Here is a 17,548-nt window from a genome sequence, read left to right as displayed (position 1 = left end):
TCAGCCGAACAGCTTTTCGACGCCAAGGGTGATGGCCAGACCGCCGCCGACGAGCCATGCATACAGGATCGCGCCGGTGGCGAGGGCACGCGGGCCGGCCTGGCGGATCTGCGCGATGCGCGTCTCCATGCCGAGCGCGGTCATGGCCATCGTGAGGGCGAAGGTGTCGAGCGTGTTGATCGTGCTCGTCGCGACATCGGGCAGCACGTGCAGCGAGTTCACGACGACGAGCGCGAGAAAGCCGAGTGCGAACCAGGGCACCGCGATCTTGCCCTTGCCTTGCGCCGAACCGTCCGCCGACGCGGCACGCGAACGGCTGATCCAGAAGCCGATCACGAGCAGCACGGGCACCAGCAGCATCACGCGCGTCATCTTGACGATGGTCGCGATGTGCGTCGCTTCCGGGCTCACGTTGCTCGCCGCGCCGACGACCTGCGCCACTTCGTGGATCGTGCCGCCGAAGAACAGGCCCGCGCCGAGCGTATCGAGATGCAGCCAGCCGGCGTTGAGCGCGAGCGGGTAGAGGAACATCGAGAGCGTGCCGAACAAGACGACGCTGCCGACGGCCATCGCGCTCTTGTGCGGCTTCGATTGCAGGGTCGATTCGAACGCGAGCACCGCCGCCGCGCCGCAGATCGCGCTGCCGGCTGCCGTGAGGAGCGCGGTGTCGCGATCGAGCTTCATCAGCTTCATGCCGGCCCACGTGCCGATCACGAGCGTGCTGACGACGACCAGCACCGACACCGTGAAGCCCGATACGCCGACTTGCGCGATTTCCTGAAGACTCACGCGCAGCCCGAAAAACGCGACCGCGATGCGCAGCAGCTTGCGCGCGGAGAAGTTGACGCCTGCCGCCCAGCTATCGGGCATGCCGTGCCGCAACGCGTTACCGTAGATGCCACCCGCGACGATGCCGACGATCAGCGGGCTGATCCCGAGACCGGCGACGGCGGGGATGCTTGCGAGCCGCGTGACGGCGGCCGCGAACAACGCGACGAACAGGATGCCGTTGAGCTGCCCCCGTGTGGACGACGCGGCTGGCGCGAGAGTATGTGCGGACTGAACCGTGGACATGGATGAACCTGTTTTGGATTGGATGACTCGATGGGCTAATCCTATTCCCGATATATCAATATGAAAAATCGTGATTTAGAATGAGAAGTATCGGACGAGCTGATATTTACGGAAGATGACCCCGGAACAACTGATAACTTTTGCGACTGTCGCGGAGCACGGCAATATCAGCCGCGCGGCGGTGGCGCTGCATCTGTCGCAGCCCGCGGTGTCCGGCCAGTTGCGGCTTCTGCAGGAGGAATTCGGCGAGCCGCTGTATCAGCGCGACGGCCGCGGCGTGCGTCTGACCGCCGCCGGTGAACAGTTGCTCGGCCACGCGGAGCGCCTGCGCGAGACTTTCCGCGCGGCGCATGCGCTGCGGGACGCGTTGCGCGGGCTCGAGCGCGGCACGCTGCGCATCGGCGCGAGCACGACGCCCGCGAGCTATCTGCTGCCGTATCTGATCGCGGCGTTTCACAAGCGCTATCCGGACGTCGTCGTAACGACCATCGACGGCAATACCGCCGATATCGTCGCCGCCCTCGGCTCGCTCGATATCGCGCTGGTCGAAGGCTCGCCCGGCCACGATCTGCCGCTCGGCACGACCGTTACGTCGTGGCGCGAGGACGAAATCGTCGCGATTCTGCCGAACGGCCATCCGCTCGCCGACGGGCGCGAATCCGTCACGCTCGACGAACTGGGCGAGCATCCGCTCGTGCTGCGCGAGCCGGGCTCCGGCGTGCGGCAGGTGATCGAGCGCGCATTCGCGGACTGCGACGCGCCGATGCGCGTCGCGCTGGAAATCGCGGGCGTCGAGGGCGTGAAGGAGGCGGTGCGCGCGGGCATGGGCATCGGCTTCGTCTCGGCGATGTCGATTCGTCACGAGGACAGCGCGCTGCAGCGTGTGCGCATCGCGCCCCAGCCGCTTACGCGGCGCTTTTCCATCCTGCTGCCGCATGCCGCGACGCCGTCGCGCGTCGCGGCGCGCTTTCTGGAGTTGTGCGACGAGCCGGGTCTGCTCGGCTAGGGAATTCCACTATGGCGCGTCGATGGCGGTCTGACGCACCATTCGTTCTCAACAGGGGCGCTGCGGCGTCCTTTTTGAAGATCGTTTATGGAACCGGTTCCAAACTGGTTTTGGCACTGAAACCGACAGCGAGATGCAAGTGAACGAGATTTCCCGGATCGATAGAGAAGGCACCGAAGTCGTGATCGTCGCGAGCGCGTTCGGCGCGGATTCGATTCGGCGCGACGGTCACGCCTTCTGGGCCGCCGCCGCGGCGCGCGCGGGTGCGGACGGCTTCGAAGTGCGCCGCGAACTGCTCGCAAACGAAGCCGACGCGCAGGCGGGATCGCTCGCACAGCTCGGCGACCGGATCAGCGCGCTGGGTTTGTGGGCCGTGTATTCGACGCCCGCGACGCTTTTTCATGACGACGGCTCGCTCGATCGCGCGGCGCTCGAACTCGCCATCGACGAAGCGGCAGCGTTGAACGCGCACATCGTCAAGCTGCAACTGGGCGGCACAGAGCGCGGCGTCGCAACCGATCCGGCCACGCTTGACCGTCTGATGACAGGAATCGCGGCGTCGAAAGCGCGCGTCGTCGTCGAGAACGGGCAACTGAAGGCGGGCGGAACGATCGGCGCATTCGACGCGCTGTTCGCCGCACTGCCGGATCAAAGCGGCCTCGCGATGACCTTCGACACCGGCAACTGGCACTGGGCGGAGCAGGATCCGCTCGACGCCGCGAGGCGCCTTGCTCCACACGTCGCCTATGTGCACTGCAAGGCGGTGATGGGCGAGGGCGCGCGCCGTTTCGCCGCCGCGCCCGCGAACGGCGACGCACGCTTCGCGACGCTGCTCGCGCACCTGCCGGGCGATGTGCCGCGCGGCATCGAATATCCGTTCATCCCGGGCGCGGACGTTTCGCTCGACGCCGACGCCGCACGCCAGGTTGCGCGAATCGCGGCATTCTGAATTACACATTTTGCATTCAGCATTCATCTGCAAAGGACCCGACATGCAAGCCAAGCCTGAAGCTCTCGACGTCGTCACCTACGGCGAAGCGATGACGATGTTCGTCGCGGCTGTCACCGGCGATCTCGCGCAGGCCGGTCAATTCACGAAGCGCATCGCGGGCGCGGACCTGAACGTCGCGATCGGCCTGTCGCGCCTCGGGTTCAAGGTGGGCTGGATGAGCCGCGTCGGCAACGATTCATTCGGGCGCTACGTGCTCGACGTGCTGGCCTCCGAGGGCATCGACGCCAGCCGTGTGACGATCGACGAGCGCTTTCCGACCGGCTTCCAGCTCAAAGGCAAGTGCGACGACGGCAGCGATCCGGAGGTCGAATACTTCCGCAAGGGCTCGGCTGCGAGCCATCTGTCGCTCGACGATTACGTCGCCGACTACGTGCTCGGCGCGCGTCATCTGCATCTGACCGGCGTGGCGCCCGCGATATCGGCCAGCTCGCGTGAACTCGCCTTCCACATGGCCCGCGAAATGCGTGCTGCAGGCAAGACGATTTCGTTCGATCCGAACCTGCGCCCGACGCTTTGGCCGTCGCGCGAGGCGATGGCCGAGTCGCTCAACGCGCTCGCCGCGCTGGCCGACTGGGTATTGCCGGGCGTGTCCGAAGGGCTGACGCTGACCGGTCATGCGAAGCCCGAAGACATCGCCGCGTTCTACCTCGATCGTGGCGCGAAGGGCGTCGTCGTCAAGCTCGGCGCGCACGGCGCGTACTTCCGCACGGCGGATGGCGAAGCGGGCGTCGTGGCGGGCGTGCCGGTCGACAACGTGGTCGATACGGTCGGCGCGGGCGATGGCTTCGCGGTCGGCGTCGTGAGCGCGCTACTGGAAGGACGCGACATCCGTCACGCGATTGCGCGCGGCAACCGTATCGGCGCGCTGGCGATTCAGGTGATCGGCGACAGCGAAGGCTTGCCGACGCGCGCCGCGCTCGACATGCTCGAAGCAAAAGATTCCAACGACAAGACGGCCAAAGCCGCGTTCGATCTGGCTTAAGCCAGCAACCGAGAGACTCAACCGAATTGCGTTCGGAGACAACCATGCAATCCACGACTCCCAAGCTTGCCGTGCGCCGCTGGTGGGCGATCATGCCGATCGTCTTCATCACGTACAGCCTCGCGTATCTCGACCGCGCCAACTACGGCTTCGCCGCGGCTGCGGGCATCAACCAGGATCTCGGCATCAGCAAGGGATTGTCGTCGCTGATTGGCGCGCTGTTCTTCCTCGGCTACTTTTTCTTCCAGATTCCCGGCGCGATCTATGCCGAGCGTCGCAGCGTGAAGAAGCTCGTGTTCTGGAGCCTCGTATTGTGGGGCGGATGCGCGACGCTCACGGGCATGGTGAGCAACATTCCATCGCTGATGGCGATCCGCTTTGCGCTCGGCGTCGTCGAGGCCGCGGTGATGCCGGCGATGCTCGTCTTCATCGCGAACTGGTTCACGAAGTCCGAGCGCTCGCGCGCAAACACGTTCCTCATTCTCGGCAATCCGGTGACGGTGCTGTGGATGTCGGTCGTATCGGGCTATCTCGTGAATTCGTTCGGATGGCGCCACATGTTCATCGCCGAAGGTGTGCCTGCCATCGTGTGGGCGGTGATCTGGTGGTTCATCGTGAAGGACAAGCCCGCGCAGGTGAACTGGCTTTCGGAGCAGGAAAAGAAGGATCTCGATGCGACGATGCGCGCAGAACAGGCTGCGATCAAGCCGGTGAAGAACTATCGCGAGGCGTTCAAGTCGCCGGCGGTGATCAAGCTGTGCGCGCAGTATTTTTGCTGGAGCATCGGCGTGTATGGCTTCGTGCTGTGGCTGCCTTCGATCCTGAAGAGCGGTTCGACGCTCGGCATGGTCGAGACGGGCTGGCTTTCCGCGGTGCCGTATCTTGCGGCGACTATCGCGATGCTGCTGGCTTCGTGGGCTTCCGACAAGCTTCAGGCGCGCAAGGCGTTTGTGTGGCCGTTCCTGCTGATCGGCGCGATTGCGTTCGCGGGATCGTACTTGCTCGGTTCGACAAATTTCTGGGCTTCGTATGCGTTGCTCGTGATCGCAGGCGCTGCGATGTATGCGCCGTATGGGCCGTTCTTTGCGATCGTGCCGGAGCTGCTGCCGAAGAATGTCGCCGGCGGGGCGATGGCGCTCATCAACAGCATGGGGGCGTTGGGGTCGTTCGTTGGATCGTATTTTGTTGGGTATCTGAATGGGGCGACGGGGTCGCCGGCGGCCTCTTACGTGTTCATGAGTGCTGCTTTGCTGGTTTCTGTTTGGCTTACGCTTGCTGTTAAACCGCAGGCTGCGGTGCGGGCGGGGGTTGTTGTGCGGTCTTGAGGTTTTTTTGGTGGATCCCGTTATCACGTCGGTCTATTAGCACTGCCCCTGTGCGGGGCGGCAGTCACTTTCTTTGCTGCTGCAAAGAAAGTAACCAAAGAAAGCAGCTCGTTCAGGCCCGCGGTCACACGCAGTTTGGCCATGCTTGCCAGCCCGCGGTGACACTCGCCTAAGTGTCGCCCTCACAGGCCCAATCGGGCTTGGCTCGCGCACGGTCTGACAAGCTAGACGTTTTAGCGCGCGGGTTCAGCACGAAAGAGCTTCGGCACAGCGCTGCGCGCTGCCGTTGGGTATGCTAGGGAAACCATCGAATCACGATGCAGTGAGACGGAAGCGTCGCAGTACGCGTGCGCCCGCAAACCCGATTGACCCATCGGCCGCGAAGCAGGCCGGAGCCATTTGGTGCTGAACCAGCGCGCTCAGGGTTATGACTCGTCAGACCGTGCGCGATCCAAGCCCTTATCTGCTTGTGAGGGCACTCGCTACAGCCGGGCCATTCAGCCAATCGCCTGTGCCGCGGCCGGTGTGAAGTGCTTAGGCTGGGGATAGCTGTTTCTTTGGTTACTTTCTTTGCAGCAGCAAAGAAAGTGACTGCCGCCCCGCACAGGGGCAGAGCCAATAGACCGACACGAATTCAGGATTTCACAAATACTCAAACCGACGAATTCAGGATTCCCCAAAAGCCCAACCTAAAGAAAACCCATGAAAAAAACGATCGTAGTCTACAAAGCCTTGCCGAGCGAAATCGAAGCCTACCTTCGCAAAAACGCCGACGTGGTGAACGTCGATCCAAACGACCATGCGGCCTTCGTCGCCGCATTAAAAACCGCCGACGGTGCCATCGGCGCAAGCGTGAAAATCACCCCCGACATGATCGAAGGCGCCACAAAGCTGAAAGCCTTATCGACCATCTCCGTAGGCTACGATCAATTCGACGTCGACGACCTCACGCGCCGCGGCATCGTGCTGACGCACACGCCCGACGTGCTCACCGAATCCACCGCCGACACCGTCTTCGCACTGATCCTCGCGAGCGCGCGCCGCGTCGTCGAGCTTGCAGAATGGGTGAAGGAAGGGCACTGGAAATCGAGCATCGGCGAGGCGTGCTTCGGCGTCGACGTGCAGGGCAAGACACTCGGCATCGTAGGTCTCGGACGCATTGGCGGAGCGGTCGCGCGGCGCGCCGCGCTCGGCTTTCGCATGAACGTGCTCTACACGAACCGCAGCGCAAACGAGCAGGCGGAAAAAGAATTCGGCGCAAAGCGCGTCGGGCTTGACGAGCTGCTCGCGCAATCCGACTTCGTATGCCTGCAAGTGCCGCTCACGCAGCAAACACGCGGTCTGATCGGCGCAAACGAGTTGAAGAAGATGAAGCCAAGCGCGATCCTGATCAACGCATCGCGCGGGCCGACCGTCGACGAAAGCGCGCTCATCGAAGCGCTAAAGAACGGCACGATTCGCGGCGCGGGCCTCGACGTGTTCGAGCAGGAACCGCTGCCCGCCGATTCGCCGCTCATCGCGATGAAGAACGTCGTCGCGCTGCCGCATATCGGCTCGGCCACGCACGAAACGCGTCACGCGATGGCGCGCAATGCCGCCGAAAATCTCATCGGCGCACTCGAGGGCACGCTCACGCAGAACATCGTCAATCGCGACGCGCTCGGGCGCTGAAAGCGCGGCGTCGGGCGGGCATGCGCTAACATGCGCGATGCGAGGAGAACGATAATGACGGCATCGCGTCCCGCTTCAAGGCGAAGCGCGTGCCCACGACCACTATGTCCGACGATCCCACATTGACCAACCGCCCGGCCGCCTACGGCGCGCGCCGCGCGACGATCACCGATGTCGCCCGCGAAGCCGGCACCGGCAAAACCAGCATTTCGCGCTATCTGAACGGCGAGATGGGCGTGCTGTCGCCCGATCTGCGCGAGCGCATCGAGGCCGCCATCGCGAAGCTCGACTATCGGCCGAATCAGATGGCGCGCGGCCTGAAGCGCGGCCGCAATCGTCTGATCGGCATGTTGCTCGCCGACCTGACCAATCCGTATTCCGTCGAAGTGCTGCAAGGCGTCGAGGCCGCGTGTCACGCGCTCGGCTACATGCCGCTCATCTGTCACGCGGCCAACGAGATCGACATGGAGCGCCGCTATCTGCAACTGCTGACGACGTATCGCGTGGAAGGCGTGATCGTCAATGCGCTCGGCGTGAAGGAAGAACTGCTGCAAGGCTTCGCGCAAGGCGGCATTCCGGTCGTGCTCGTCGATCGTTCGGTCGATGGTTTCATCACCGACATGGTCGGGCTCGACAATCCCGCCGCCGTGCAGCTCGCCACGCGTCATCTCGTCGATGAAGGTTTCGACGAGCTGCTGTTCATCGTGCAGCCCGTCACGCACGTGAGCTCGCGGCGTCTGCGCGAAGCCGCGTTTCGCGAGACCGTCGCCGCGCTCGATGCAAGCGGTTCGACGCTCGTGATCGATCTCGCCGATGCATCGCCCGCACTCACGGAACTCGACACGCGCGTCGCGGCGGCGAAAGCGGCGGGCAGGCGCGTCGCGCTTTTTGCCGCGAACGGGCCGGTTGCGCTGCGCGTCGCGGTGCATCTGAAGGAGCGTCATGGCGCCGACTGGCAGGCAAGCGTCGCGCTGATGTCGATCGACGATTCCGAATGGGCGCAACTCGCGGGCATGACGACAGTGCGCCAGCCGACGTACGATATCGGCCGGCGTGCGGTCGAATTTCTGCACGAGCGGCTCGGCGGCGCCGCGATGCCCGCGCGCGAATGTCTGCTGCCGGGCGAGCTCGTCGTGCGCGCATCGACGACACGGGAAACGCAACAAGTGCAACAAGCATCACAGGGAATCTGAATGGTCAGTGTTTCGACGTTGCTGAGCCTAGCGCTCGCGACGCTCATCATCGCGGCGATGCCCATCGTGCTGTACACGAAGCTGCGGCCGCGTTTCGGCCTCGTGCCGCGCGAGGCGATTCTCGGCATCGCCGTGTTCGCGCTCTTCGCGATGGTCATCGAACGCGCGCTGCACGGCTTCATGCTGAGCAATCCGGTCACGTCGGCGTGGCTCGTGAATCCCGCGATATTCGTCATCTACGGCGCGATCGCGGCGGGTCTGTGCGAGGAAGTCGGACGCTTTCTCGCGATGAAATGGCTCATTTCGCGCGAGCCGGGCGCGCTCGATCGTCACGGGCCGGCGCTCGGCTACGGCATCGGGCACGGCGGGGCGGAAGCGTGGATCGTCGGCGTGCTCGTGCAGGTGCAATGGATCGTCTACGCGGTGCTCGCGAACCGGGGCACGCTCGACTCGCACTTCGAGAGCGCGCCGCTCGAAGCGCTCGCACGCATTCATCTGGTGTTGATGAGCCTGTCGCCGTTGTCGGCGGGCATCTTCATCGTAGAACGCGCGAGCGCCTTCGTGCTGCAACTCGGTTTTTCCGCGCTGATGTGGCAGATGCTGCGCGAGCGCTCGCGTCATGCGCTCGTATGTCTCATCGCCGCGCATGCGCTCGTCGGCTTGCCCGCCGCGCTGTTTCAGGCGCGGCTCGTGCCGCTCATCGCCGCCGACGCCGTGTATCTCGCGCTCGGCGTGATCGTCGCGGTGGCGCTCGTGCGCTACTATCGGCGCGCTGCCGCCCGGATCGCCTGAACGCGGCCGGGCGAGCGCTTCAATCGGATTTCGATATCGAATGGACGACTACCAATACGACTGTCCGAGCGCGGACATCGACATGCTCGCGCACGTGATCTGCGACCTCTTTCCCGAGCAGACGCAGTTCGCCGAACGTAAGGACGATGAGGGCCGGACCTCGCTCGTGATTCACTACGTAGCGATGCGCTTCGGGTCGAGCGCGCGGCGCATCACCATCGACGTGCGCTTCGATCCGGCCGCGCTCGCGCGTTATCGTGCGATGCCGCCGCGCATGCACGCGCGCAGTTACGCGGTGTTGCGCGCGTATGTCGAAGCGACGCTCGGATCGCTCGAAGAGATGTACGCGGACGGCCAGACCGTGCCGCGCGAAGTGGACATCGAGATGGGCGAGGACTTCGCTTAAGCTTCGCGATAGACCTTCGCGAAGCGCGCCGCCTTCACGACGCCATAGTCGCCCGGTGCGTATTGCATGACCCAGTCGCCGGCGTCGCCGGTGAGGATGTCGCCGGCCGCGGATCGTGCGATCGAGAAGGGCTCGCGCATCTCCTTCGCGAGCACGACGCTCGGACGGTTGCGATAGACGCCCGCCTCGCCATGCGCGATGCCGCCTTCGGGCACGTACTTGGCATCGAAGCGTTCGCGCGACACGACCCAGCGCTCGCCGCTGCTGCCCGTGACGATCGCGTCGCCGCTCGCATAGCGGTTCGGGCCTTCGAGGCTCATGAGTTCGCCCGATGCGGCTGCGAATTCAACGGCGACGGCTTCGTCTTTCACGACGCGGCGTGCGGCGGGATCGGCGGCGAGATCGAGCTTGGAGAGATTGAGCATGATGCGATCCGGAGTGACGTTGGCGGAGCGGGATCGTAACGGCATTCGCGCCATTGTGCACCCGTCGGACGAAAAAAAGCCCGCATCGCGCGATGCGGGCTTTCCGGTTCGACGGCCGTTCAGGGCTTGGTCGTCGATGCCGCGTCCGCACCCGCCGCATGCGGACGACGATGCGCGTGGGTGTGCTTCGCCTTGCCGTGCTCGTCGCGGAAGCTCGTATCGGCGAGCTTCTTCTGCTCGGGCGAAAGGCTCGCGTAAAGCGGCTCGAAAGCCTCGACGAGGCGCTTCGTGCCGTCCGCGTTCGCTTGCGTGATCTGCTCGTATTGCTTCATGTCGTCGAGCGCGGACATGGTGTCGCGCTGCGCGATGCGCTGGCGATACAGATCGGCCATCGTGCGGCCGTTGTCGCGCATCACGTCGGCGAATTTCGACCACTGATCTTCCTGCTGTGGCGTGATCTTGAGGCTCGAATGCAGATCCGCGATACGCTCCTCGACGCGCGCCTCGCGCTTGCTGGCGGCCGGAGCGGATGCCGCGGCCTGCGCGGCGGGCGCCGATGCCGCGGCGGGCGCGGACGTCTGCGCGAAAACCGGGCTCAAAGCGCAGAAAGCGGCCAATGCAACGAGTGTTCTTTTCATTCGGGTTACCTTCGATCGATATGGAGAGCGGCGTGCGTCGTAAGCTGCGCTGAAAGGCAGCGCGATGAGCACGCCATCGGCGGATATTAGTATCACGATTGCATGCGAATTCGCCTGCATTGCCACAACTGCTTACATTCGAAACGTCTCTGGAAAAAACGCAGTGGATACCTTGTTGAGCATGCGGGTCTTCGTCGCCATCGTCGAGGCCGGAAGCCTGAGCGCCGCGGCTGAGCGCTTTTCGATATCCGCGCCGATGGCGGGCAAGCATCTGCAGGCGCTCGAAGCGCGGCTCGATGCGCGGCTTCTCGTGCGCACGACGCGGCGTCAGAGCCTCACCGAGATCGGCCGCGAATACTACGAGCGCTGTCGTCGCATTCTGACGGAAGTCGATGCGGCCGATTCGCTCGCCGAATCGATGAGCGCGACGCCGCGTGGCGTATTGCGCGTGACCGTGCCGCTCACTTACGGCGTGCAGTTCGTCACGCCCGCGGTGACCGAGTTTCTGGCGGCGTTCGCGCAGATCAGCGTCGAGCTCGATCTGACCAACCGCATGGTCGACATCGTGGAGGAGGGTTTCGACGCGGCCGTGCGCATCGGTACGCTCGCCGATTCCAGCTTCGTCGCGCGTCCGCTCAAGCCGTATGCGATGACCGTGTGCGCGTCGCCTGCCTATCTCGCACGCGCGGGCACGCCTGCGACGCCAGCCGATCTCGCGGGTCACGAGTGCCTGGGTTTCGTGCATCTGGGCCGCGAGGCGGGCTGGCGGCTCGAAGGCGAGGATGACGCCATGCACGCGCATCGCACGCAGTCCGCACGCTTTCGCGCGAACAACGGGCAAGCGCTCAAAAAGGCGGCGCTCGCGGGATTCGGTCTCGTGCTTCAGCCGCATGCGCTCGTCGAAGACGAGCTGAAAAGCGGCGCGCTCGTCGCGGTGCTGCAGGATTGCCTGCCGAAACCGTCGCCCGCGCATCTCGTCTATCCACGCGATACGCGCGCGACGCCCAAGCTCGCGAGCTTCGTCGATTTCATGGTGACGAAGCTCGGCGTGTGATCGCGTGATCGGGATTCGCTTCACGACGTCTCGGCGATAATGCAAAACACAAAACGCCGAATGCCAGATGGCATTCAAAACGCATAACGCAAAACACAAGATGCCAACGGAGACGCACACATGAGACCGCCGCGCCTCGACCAGCTCGACGACATCGATCGCAATCTCGTCGCGCTTCTGCAGATGAACGCGCGCGAGAGCGTCGCGAATCTGGCGCGGCAACTGGGCGTCGCGCGAACGACGGTCATCGCACGCATTGCGCGGCTCGAAAAGAACAACGTGATCGCGGGCTACGGCGTGCGGCTCGGGCAGGACGTGCTCGATGCGAGCATCCAGGCGTATGTCGGCATCAAGCTCACGCCGAAGTACGGCCGCGATCTGCAGAAGCGCTTTGCGCGTATGCCGGAGATTCAGTTGCTCTGCGCGGTGAGCGGCGAGTTCGATTACGTCGCGTGGCTGCGCGCCGATTCGCCCGACAGGCTCAACGACCTGCTCGACGAGATCGGCGCGCTGGAAGGCGTCGAGCGGACCACGACCTCCATCATCCTCGCGCGGAAGATCGATCGCGTCGGCTGAGCGCTACATATCGCAGCGTTCGATCGTCGAAACGACGAAAAGCATCGTCGAAGCGCATCATTTTGTGTCTAGGATCAGTATTCGCGCGCTCCTAAACTGTGTGAAGAAGGGCATTGGATCGCCCGCCATCCGCACACATAAAGGAGATGAATATGAAAGTGGCCCTCGTCGGCGCCGGATTGATCGGACAAAGCATTGCCCATTTGCTGCGTGAAACGGGGGATTTCGACGTCGTCGCGTTCGATCGCGACGAGCACGCGCTCGCGCTTCTCGATGCGCAAGGCATCCCGACGCGCCGCGTCGATTCCGCCGACACGCCCGCGCTGCGCCAGGCATTGATCGGCTTCGATGCGCTCGTCAATGCGCTGCCGTATTACCTCGCGATCAATGTCGCGTCGGCGGCGAAAGCGGCGGGCGTGCATTACTTCGACCTGACCGAGGATGTGCGCGCGACCCACGCGATCCGCGCGATCGCCGACGATTCTGAGGTCGCGTTCATGCCGCAATGCGGGCTCGCACCGGGATTCATCGGCATCGTCGCGCACGATCTGGCGAAGCGTCTCGACGACGTGCGCGAGGTGAAAATGCGCGTCGGCGCGCTGCCCGAGTTTCCGACGAACGCGCTGAAGTACAACCTCACCTGGAGCATCGACGGCCTTATTAATGAATATTGCCAGCCATGCGAGGCGATTCGCGAAGGGCGCACGCAATGGGTGCAGCCGCTCGAAGGCGTCGAACATTTTTCGCTCGATGGCATCGAGTACGAGGCGTTCAATACGTCGGGCGGACTCGGCACGCTGTGCGAAACGCTCGCGGGCAAGGTCGAGTCGCTCGACTACAAGTCGGTGCGCTATCCGGGGCATCGCGACCTGATGAAGTTTCTGCTCGACGATCTGCGCATGTCATCCGACCGCGACGGTCTCAAGACGATGTTGAAGCGCGCGGTGCCATCGACGGCGCAGGATGTCGTGCTGATTTTCGTCACGGTGACGGGCATGCGTCGCGGGCAACTCGTGCAGGACGTCTTCACGCGCAAGATCTTCGCGAAGGACGTGTGCGGCTTGCCGATGAGCGCGATCCAGATCACGACCGCCGGCGCGATCTGCGCGGAACTCGATCTCTTCCGCGAAGGCGTGCTGCCGCAAAGCGGCTTCGTGCGTCAGGAGCAGGTGCCGCTCGACGCGTTCCTCAACAATCGCTTCGGCAAGCTGTACGAAGGCGCGAACGCGGTGGTGACGGCGCGGCAACTGGCCGCTGCCTGAGCTTGGTTACGTTGCGATCAGGCGTGCGAGCAATGCGTCGCGCGCCTGATCGGACGGAGCGGTGTTGTCGAACATGACGAGCGTCTGTGCGAGCGCCGCGTCCGGCACGAAGAGCCGCTGACGATATTCTTCCCAATGCGCGAGCTTGTACGCATCGTTCGGATCGCCTCGCGCGACGATGCGCTCGCGCGCCACGCTCTCATCCACATGCACCCAGACGACGCGAATGACGACATCGTCATCGATGCCGAGCCATGCGCGATCGAAGAGGCGTGCGCTGCGCACCTCGCGCGTGAGCGGCGCGACGATCACGACACTCACGCCGAGCGCGAGATTTTCAGCGGCGGTATCGATGAGACAGCGATACTCGGGATCGCGAAAATGCTCGATGAAAAGCGGGCTGTCCCGATCGTGCGGATCGCCGGTCAGCGCACCGATCGCCGCCGCGCTGTAGGCGCCGTAGAGCGTGTCCTTGTCGAGCAGGCAGAAGGGCTCGCCGGTCGCCTGCATGAGCGGCGCGAAAAGCTGCCTGGCGAGCGTCGTCTTGCCGGTGCCGGCATGGCCGCAGAAAAAAATCAGATGCTTCACGCCTGATCGGTCCTCGAGAGAAGTTGCAAACTCATTCATCCGGGCGCGCGCGCTGATAGCGGTTCATGAGCGGCGTGGCGGTGATGCCATGCACGATGACCGAAGCGACGATGGTCGCGATGACGAGCGGCACGAGCGGCGCGGCCACATCACGCGGCGCATGCTCGAGCGCATAAAGCAAATAATAAAACGAGCCGACGCCACGTATGCCGAACCAGCTCATGAGCCGCCGTTGCGCGCCTGTCGCATGCGAGCCGATGAGCGATGCCTCGACCGCCGCGGGCCGCAACACGAAGAATAGCGCGACGATGAGCGCAGCCGCTTTCCAGGTGAGCAGGTCGCGCCACATCGTCGCGAGCACGGCGCCGACCATCAGCATGACCGCCACTTCGGCGATGCGTTCCAGCTCGATCGTGAAGCCGTGCACGCGCTCGGCCATGAACGCGTGCGCGCGCGCCGGATCGGCAGCGGCCGCGCCGACATCCTCTGCATCGATGTTGCCGACCGCCTGGCGCGCGGACTTGCCGCCGCTTTCTTTCTGCTCGACACGGCGCATCGAGAGACCAGCCGCAAAGACCGCGAGAAACGCATAAGTATGCAGCAGCTCGGCGACGCCATACGACAGCGCGATCAGCCCGAGCGCGTAGAAACCTTCCGGTCCGAGCGCTTCGCCGTGGCGCGTGCGCAGATAGGCGACGAGCCGCACCGACAAGGCGCCGAGCAGCCAGCCGCTCACGAGCGCGCCTGCGATGCCCCACATCGCCTGCAACGCGAAGCTCCCGAGCGACGCCTCGTTCGGGGTCGCATCGACATTGCACACCGCGATGCCGAGCAGCGCGAAGGGCAGCGCAATGCCGTCGTTGAGCCCGCCTTCGCCCGTCAGCGAGAAGCGCAGCAAGTCGATGTCGCCGGGTGCTTCCACTTGCACGTCGTGGGCGAGCACGGGGTCGGTCGGCGCTAGCATCGCGGCAAGCAACAGCGCCGGTCCCCAGTTGAGGCCGAGCGCGTACGCGGCAAAGAGCGTGAGGACGGCGACCGTGAGCACCATCGCGACGAAGCCGAGCCGGATCGGCAGAATCCAGAGGCGGTCGATGGGCGGCACGCGCAGCCGCAGGCCGATCGCGAATAGCGACACGAGCATCGCGACTTCGGTGATGCGCCTGAGAACGGTTGCATCGGCCGCGAGGTCGAGCGTCAGCAGATTGGCTACGCCGGGGCCCATCGCGAAACCGATCGCGAGATAGAACATCGCGGTGCTGATCGGCAGGCGCTTGAACGTCGAGCTGGCAAGGCCCATGAAAATGAGCACGCCGCCGACGACGAGAAACCAGATCGTCTCGATCATGAATGCCTTCGGACTTCGTGTGCTGATGGTTGAGCGGACCGCGCGCCGTGACGCGCGTCACGTTCGTAACAGCGACAGCACGCGCCATGCCCGTTTGCGCGGGACACGCCTCGTACAGCGTGTCTGCCGGTTCATCGACTTGCGCGTAAGATGCATTTCGATGGCGGCATCGCGATTCGTCATCTGCTTCATTCGCACGGAGAACCCAGCATGGCACAGCATTTCGATGCAGTGGTCATCGGCACGGGGCAGGGTGGCTCCCCGCTTGCCGTGCGGCTCGCGCAAAGCGGCAAGCGCACGGCCGTGATCGAGCGGCATCTGTTCGGTGGCACTTGCGTGAACGTCGGCTGCACGCCGACCAAGACGTACGTGGCGAGCGCGCGCGCCGCGCATGTCGCGCGAACGGCGGCGCAGTATGGCGTGATGATCGGCGGCGATATCACCATCGACATGGCGCGCGTGAAGGCGCGCAAGGACGAGGTGATCGAAGGCTCGCGCACGGGCATCGAGAAGTGGCTGCGCGGGACGAAGAACGTCACGGTATTCAAAGGACATGCACGCTTCACGGCGCCGCACGCGCTTTCCATCGAGGCGGCCGACGGTTCGACGCAAGACATCGACGCCGATCTCGTTTTCATCAACACGGGCACCCGCGCTGTGGTGCCGAAGGTCGATGGTCTCGAACGTGTGCCGTATCTGACTAACTCGACGATTCTCGAACTGACCGAAGTGCCCGAGCATCTCGTGATCGTCGGGGCGAGCTATATTGCGCTCGAATTCGGGCAGATGTTCCGGCGCTTCGGCAGCCGCGTAACCTTGCTCGTGCGCGGCGAGCGCATTCTGACGCGTGAAGACGAAGACGTTGCGCGCGCGATGCAGGACGTGCTCGTGCGCGAAGGTGTCGTGTTCCGGTTCGGGACGCAGATCGAGCGCGTGGAGCCGTCGTCGGGTGGCATGCGCATCGTCTGCGGCGATGAAACCCTCGACGCGTCGCATCTGCTCTTCGCGACGGGACGCACGCCGAACACCGACGATCTCGGTCTGGAGCATGCGGGTATCGCGGTGAACAGACACGGCATGATCGACGTGGACGGGCAGTTGCGCACGCAGGTGGAAGGCGTGTATGCGCTCGGCGATGTCAACGGGCGCGGCGCGTTCACGCATACGTCTTGGAACGACTACGAGATCATCGCTTCGAATCTGCTCGATGGGGAGTCGCGAAGCGTCGATACGCGCATCATGGCTTACGCGGTGTTCGTCGATCCGCCGTTCGCGCGTGTTGGGATGAGCGAGGAAGAGGTGCGCAAGGACGGCCGCGAGGCGCTCATTGCGACCATGCCGATGTCGCGGGTGGGGCGCGCGAGAGAGCGCGGTGAAACCGATGGTTTTATGAAGGCGCTCGTCGATGCCAGGACGCAAAGGTTCTTAGGTGCGGCGATTTATGGCATCGAAGGGGATGAGGTTATTCATACGTTCATCGATATCATGAATGCGGATGCGCCGTTTATGACTTTGCAGCGGGCTATGCATATTCATCCGACGGTGAGTGAGTTGATTCCTACTTTGCTGGAGGGGTTGAGGCCGTTGGGGTGAGTTTTTTTGTTTTTGCTTTCGCTGGGTCCCGTATTCGTGTCGGTCTATTGGCACTGCCCCTGTGCGGGGCGGCAGTCACTTTCTTTGCTGCTGCAAAGAAAGTAACCAAAGAAAGCAGCTCGTTCAGGCCCGAGGTCACACGCACGTTGGCCATGCTTGCCAGCCCGCGGTGGCCCTCGCCTAAGTGTCGCCCTCACAGGCCCAATTGGGCTTGGCTCGCGCACGGTCTGCCGGCCCAAATGTTTTAGCGCGCTGGTTCAGCACGAAAGAGCTTCGGCACAGCGCTACGCGCTGCCGTTGGGTATGCTAGGGAAACCAACGAATCACGAATGCAGTGAGATGGAAGCGTAGCAGTACCCGTGCGCCCGCAAACCCGATTGACCCATCGGCCGCGGAGCGGGACGGAGCCGTTTGGTGCTGAACCAGTCAGTGAAGCGGTGCGAGGCGAAAGACCGTGCGCGAGCCAAGCCCGATTGGGCCTTCGAGGGCGACACTTAGGCGAGTGCCATCGACGGCTGGCAAGCATGGCCAACGTGCGTGTAACTGCGGGCGGTGAGAAGCTGCTTTCTTTTGTTACTTTCTTTGCAGCAGCAAAGAAAGTAACTG

General features: G+C 63.9%; 17 protein-coding genes. 12 read left to right on the top strand and 5 right to left on the bottom strand.

Annotation, left to right across the window (positions count from 1 at the left end; genetic code table 11):
* Positions 1-1,074 (bottom strand): YeiH family protein, encoded by a 1,074-nt coding sequence (locus tag PQR08_RS33320; RefSeq protein ID WP_035507832.1) that lies wholly within the window; start codon positions 1,072-1,074, stop codon positions 1-3.
* A 115-nt stretch (positions 1,075-1,189) separates the two neighbouring features.
* Between PQR08_RS33320 and PQR08_RS33315 the strand changes: the two genes are divergently transcribed.
* The 8 genes from PQR08_RS33315 to PQR08_RS33280 all read left to right on the top strand — a co-directional run bounded on the left by PQR08_RS33315 (position 1,190) and on the right by PQR08_RS33280 (position 9,461).
* A complete protein-coding gene (locus PQR08_RS33315) occupies positions 1,190-2,080 on the top strand; it encodes a LysR family transcriptional regulator (protein ID WP_035507833.1) in 891 nt (296 codons plus the stop codon).
* Between the two features lie 133 nt (positions 2,081-2,213).
* Positions 2,214-3,029 carry a sugar phosphate isomerase/epimerase family protein gene (locus tag PQR08_RS33310; protein ID WP_250483654.1) on the top strand — a complete coding sequence of 272 codons (816 nt, stop codon included), beginning with the start codon at positions 2,214-2,216 and terminating at the stop codon, positions 3,027-3,029.
* Positions 3,030-3,072: 43 nt separating this feature from the next.
* A complete protein-coding gene (locus PQR08_RS33305) occupies positions 3,073-4,074 on the top strand; it encodes a sugar kinase (RefSeq protein WP_250483653.1) in 1,002 nt (333 codons plus the stop codon).
* A gap of 44 nt (positions 4,075-4,118) precedes the next feature.
* Positions 4,119-5,399: an MFS transporter gene (locus PQR08_RS33300; protein WP_187604664.1), complete on the top strand. Its 1,281-nt coding sequence runs from the start codon at positions 4,119-4,121 to the stop codon at positions 5,397-5,399.
* Between the two features lie 702 nt (positions 5,400-6,101).
* The gene (locus PQR08_RS33295; RefSeq protein ID WP_250483652.1) at positions 6,102-7,070 is read left to right on the top strand and encodes a 2-hydroxyacid dehydrogenase; all 969 of its coding nucleotides are present in this window, start codon (positions 6,102-6,104) and stop codon (positions 7,068-7,070) included.
* A gap of 104 nt (positions 7,071-7,174) precedes the next feature.
* Positions 7,175-8,263: a LacI family DNA-binding transcriptional regulator gene (locus tag PQR08_RS33290; RefSeq protein WP_187605054.1), complete on the top strand. Its 1,089-nt coding sequence runs from the start codon at positions 7,175-7,177 to the stop codon at positions 8,261-8,263.
* The gene (locus tag PQR08_RS33285; protein ID WP_250483651.1) at positions 8,264-9,055 is read left to right on the top strand and encodes a YhfC family intramembrane metalloprotease; all 792 of its coding nucleotides are present in this window, start codon (positions 8,264-8,266) and stop codon (positions 9,053-9,055) included.
* Between the two features lie 40 nt (positions 9,056-9,095).
* Positions 9,096-9,461, top strand: a complete 366-nt coding sequence (locus PQR08_RS33280) for a DUF3022 domain-containing protein (protein WP_035507842.1) — start codon at positions 9,096-9,098, stop codon at positions 9,459-9,461.
* Here the strand turns inward: PQR08_RS33280 and PQR08_RS33275 are convergent.
* Positions 9,458-9,886 carry a PGDYG domain-containing protein gene (locus PQR08_RS33275; RefSeq protein ID WP_250483650.1) on the bottom strand — a complete coding sequence of 143 codons (429 nt, stop codon included), beginning with the start codon at positions 9,884-9,886 and terminating at the stop codon, positions 9,458-9,460. The genes PQR08_RS33280 and PQR08_RS33275 overlap by 4 nt on opposite strands.
* Before the next feature lie 119 nt (positions 9,887-10,005).
* Positions 10,006-10,524, bottom strand: coding sequence for a Spy/CpxP family protein refolding chaperone (locus tag PQR08_RS33270; protein ID WP_238218498.1), 519 nt, complete (start codon positions 10,522-10,524; stop codon positions 10,006-10,008).
* A gap of 163 nt (positions 10,525-10,687) precedes the next feature.
* Here PQR08_RS33270 and PQR08_RS33265 point away from each other — a divergent pair, with 163 nt between their 5' ends.
* From PQR08_RS33265 to PQR08_RS33255, 3 genes are all read left to right on the top strand, one after another.
* Positions 10,688-11,578, top strand: a complete 891-nt coding sequence (locus PQR08_RS33265) for a LysR family transcriptional regulator (protein WP_035507845.1) — start codon at positions 10,688-10,690, stop codon at positions 11,576-11,578.
* A gap of 120 nt (positions 11,579-11,698) precedes the next feature.
* Entirely contained in the window at positions 11,699-12,154 is a 456-nt protein-coding gene (locus tag PQR08_RS33260) for an Lrp/AsnC family transcriptional regulator (protein ID WP_187604671.1), read from the top strand.
* A 152-nt stretch (positions 12,155-12,306) separates the two neighbouring features.
* Entirely contained in the window at positions 12,307-13,416 is a 1,110-nt protein-coding gene (locus PQR08_RS33255) for a saccharopine dehydrogenase family protein (protein ID WP_250483649.1), read from the top strand.
* Between the two features lie 6 nt (positions 13,417-13,422).
* Here PQR08_RS33255 and PQR08_RS33250 read toward each other — a convergent pair whose 3' ends face one another.
* Complete coding sequence (locus PQR08_RS33250; protein WP_238218501.1) at positions 13,423-14,004, bottom strand: P-loop nucleotide/nucleoside kinase family protein; 582 nt, start codon at positions 14,002-14,004, stop codon at positions 13,423-13,425.
* A 31-nt stretch (positions 14,005-14,035) separates the two neighbouring features.
* Positions 14,036-15,349, bottom strand: coding sequence for a cation:proton antiporter (locus tag PQR08_RS33245; RefSeq protein ID WP_187604674.1), 1,314 nt, complete (start codon positions 15,347-15,349; stop codon positions 14,036-14,038).
* Positions 15,350-15,559: 210 nt separating this feature from the next.
* Between PQR08_RS33245 and PQR08_RS33240 the strand changes: the two genes are divergently transcribed.
* A complete protein-coding gene (locus PQR08_RS33240; protein WP_250483648.1) occupies positions 15,560-16,942 on the top strand; it encodes an FAD-containing oxidoreductase in 1,383 nt (460 codons plus the stop codon).
* The last annotated feature ends 606 nt before the right edge of the window (positions 16,943-17,548 follow it).

The sequence above is a fragment of the Caballeronia jiangsuensis genome (genome assembly GCF_046030135.1).
GTDB classification, from domain to species: Bacteria; Pseudomonadota; Gammaproteobacteria; order Burkholderiales; family Burkholderiaceae; genus Caballeronia; species Caballeronia jiangsuensis.
This window is presented reverse-complemented; position numbering and strand designations above follow the sequence as displayed.

Excerpts from the sequence above, each read along its gene's own strand:
- PQR08_RS33245 (WP_187604674.1), bottom strand. The coding sequence starts at position 15,349 with ATGATCGAGACGATCTGGTTTCTCGTCGTCGGCGGCGTGCTCATTTTC.
- PQR08_RS33280 (WP_035507842.1), top strand. The coding sequence starts at position 9,096 with ATGGACGACTACCAATACGACTGTCCGAGCGCGGACATCGACATGCTC.
- PQR08_RS33285 (WP_250483651.1), top strand. The coding sequence starts at position 8,264 with ATGGTCAGTGTTTCGACGTTGCTGAGCCTAGCGCTCGCGACGCTCATC.
- PQR08_RS33295 (WP_250483652.1), top strand. The coding sequence starts at position 6,102 with ATGAAAAAAACGATCGTAGTCTACAAAGCCTTGCCGAGCGAAATCGAA.
- PQR08_RS33260 (WP_187604671.1), top strand. The coding sequence starts at position 11,699 with ATGAGACCGCCGCGCCTCGACCAGCTCGACGACATCGATCGCAATCTC.
- PQR08_RS33275 (WP_250483650.1), bottom strand. The coding sequence starts at position 9,886 with ATGCTCAATCTCTCCAAGCTCGATCTCGCCGCCGATCCCGCCGCACGC.
- PQR08_RS33315 (WP_035507833.1), top strand. The coding sequence starts at position 1,190 with ATGACCCCGGAACAACTGATAACTTTTGCGACTGTCGCGGAGCACGGC.
- PQR08_RS33300 (WP_187604664.1), top strand. The coding sequence starts at position 4,119 with ATGCAATCCACGACTCCCAAGCTTGCCGTGCGCCGCTGGTGGGCGATC.
- PQR08_RS33310 (WP_250483654.1), top strand. The coding sequence starts at position 2,214 with ATGCAAGTGAACGAGATTTCCCGGATCGATAGAGAAGGCACCGAAGTC.
- PQR08_RS33270 (WP_238218498.1), bottom strand. The coding sequence starts at position 10,524 with ATGAAAAGAACACTCGTTGCATTGGCCGCTTTCTGCGCTTTGAGCCCG.
- PQR08_RS33255 (WP_250483649.1), top strand. The coding sequence starts at position 12,307 with ATGAAAGTGGCCCTCGTCGGCGCCGGATTGATCGGACAAAGCATTGCC.
- PQR08_RS33290 (WP_187605054.1), top strand. The coding sequence starts at position 7,175 with ATGTCCGACGATCCCACATTGACCAACCGCCCGGCCGCCTACGGCGCG.
- PQR08_RS33240 (WP_250483648.1), top strand. The coding sequence starts at position 15,560 with ATGGCACAGCATTTCGATGCAGTGGTCATCGGCACGGGGCAGGGTGGC.
- PQR08_RS33320 (WP_035507832.1), bottom strand. The coding sequence starts at position 1,074 with ATGTCCACGGTTCAGTCCGCACATACTCTCGCGCCAGCCGCGTCGTCC.
- PQR08_RS33305 (WP_250483653.1), top strand. The coding sequence starts at position 3,073 with ATGCAAGCCAAGCCTGAAGCTCTCGACGTCGTCACCTACGGCGAAGCG.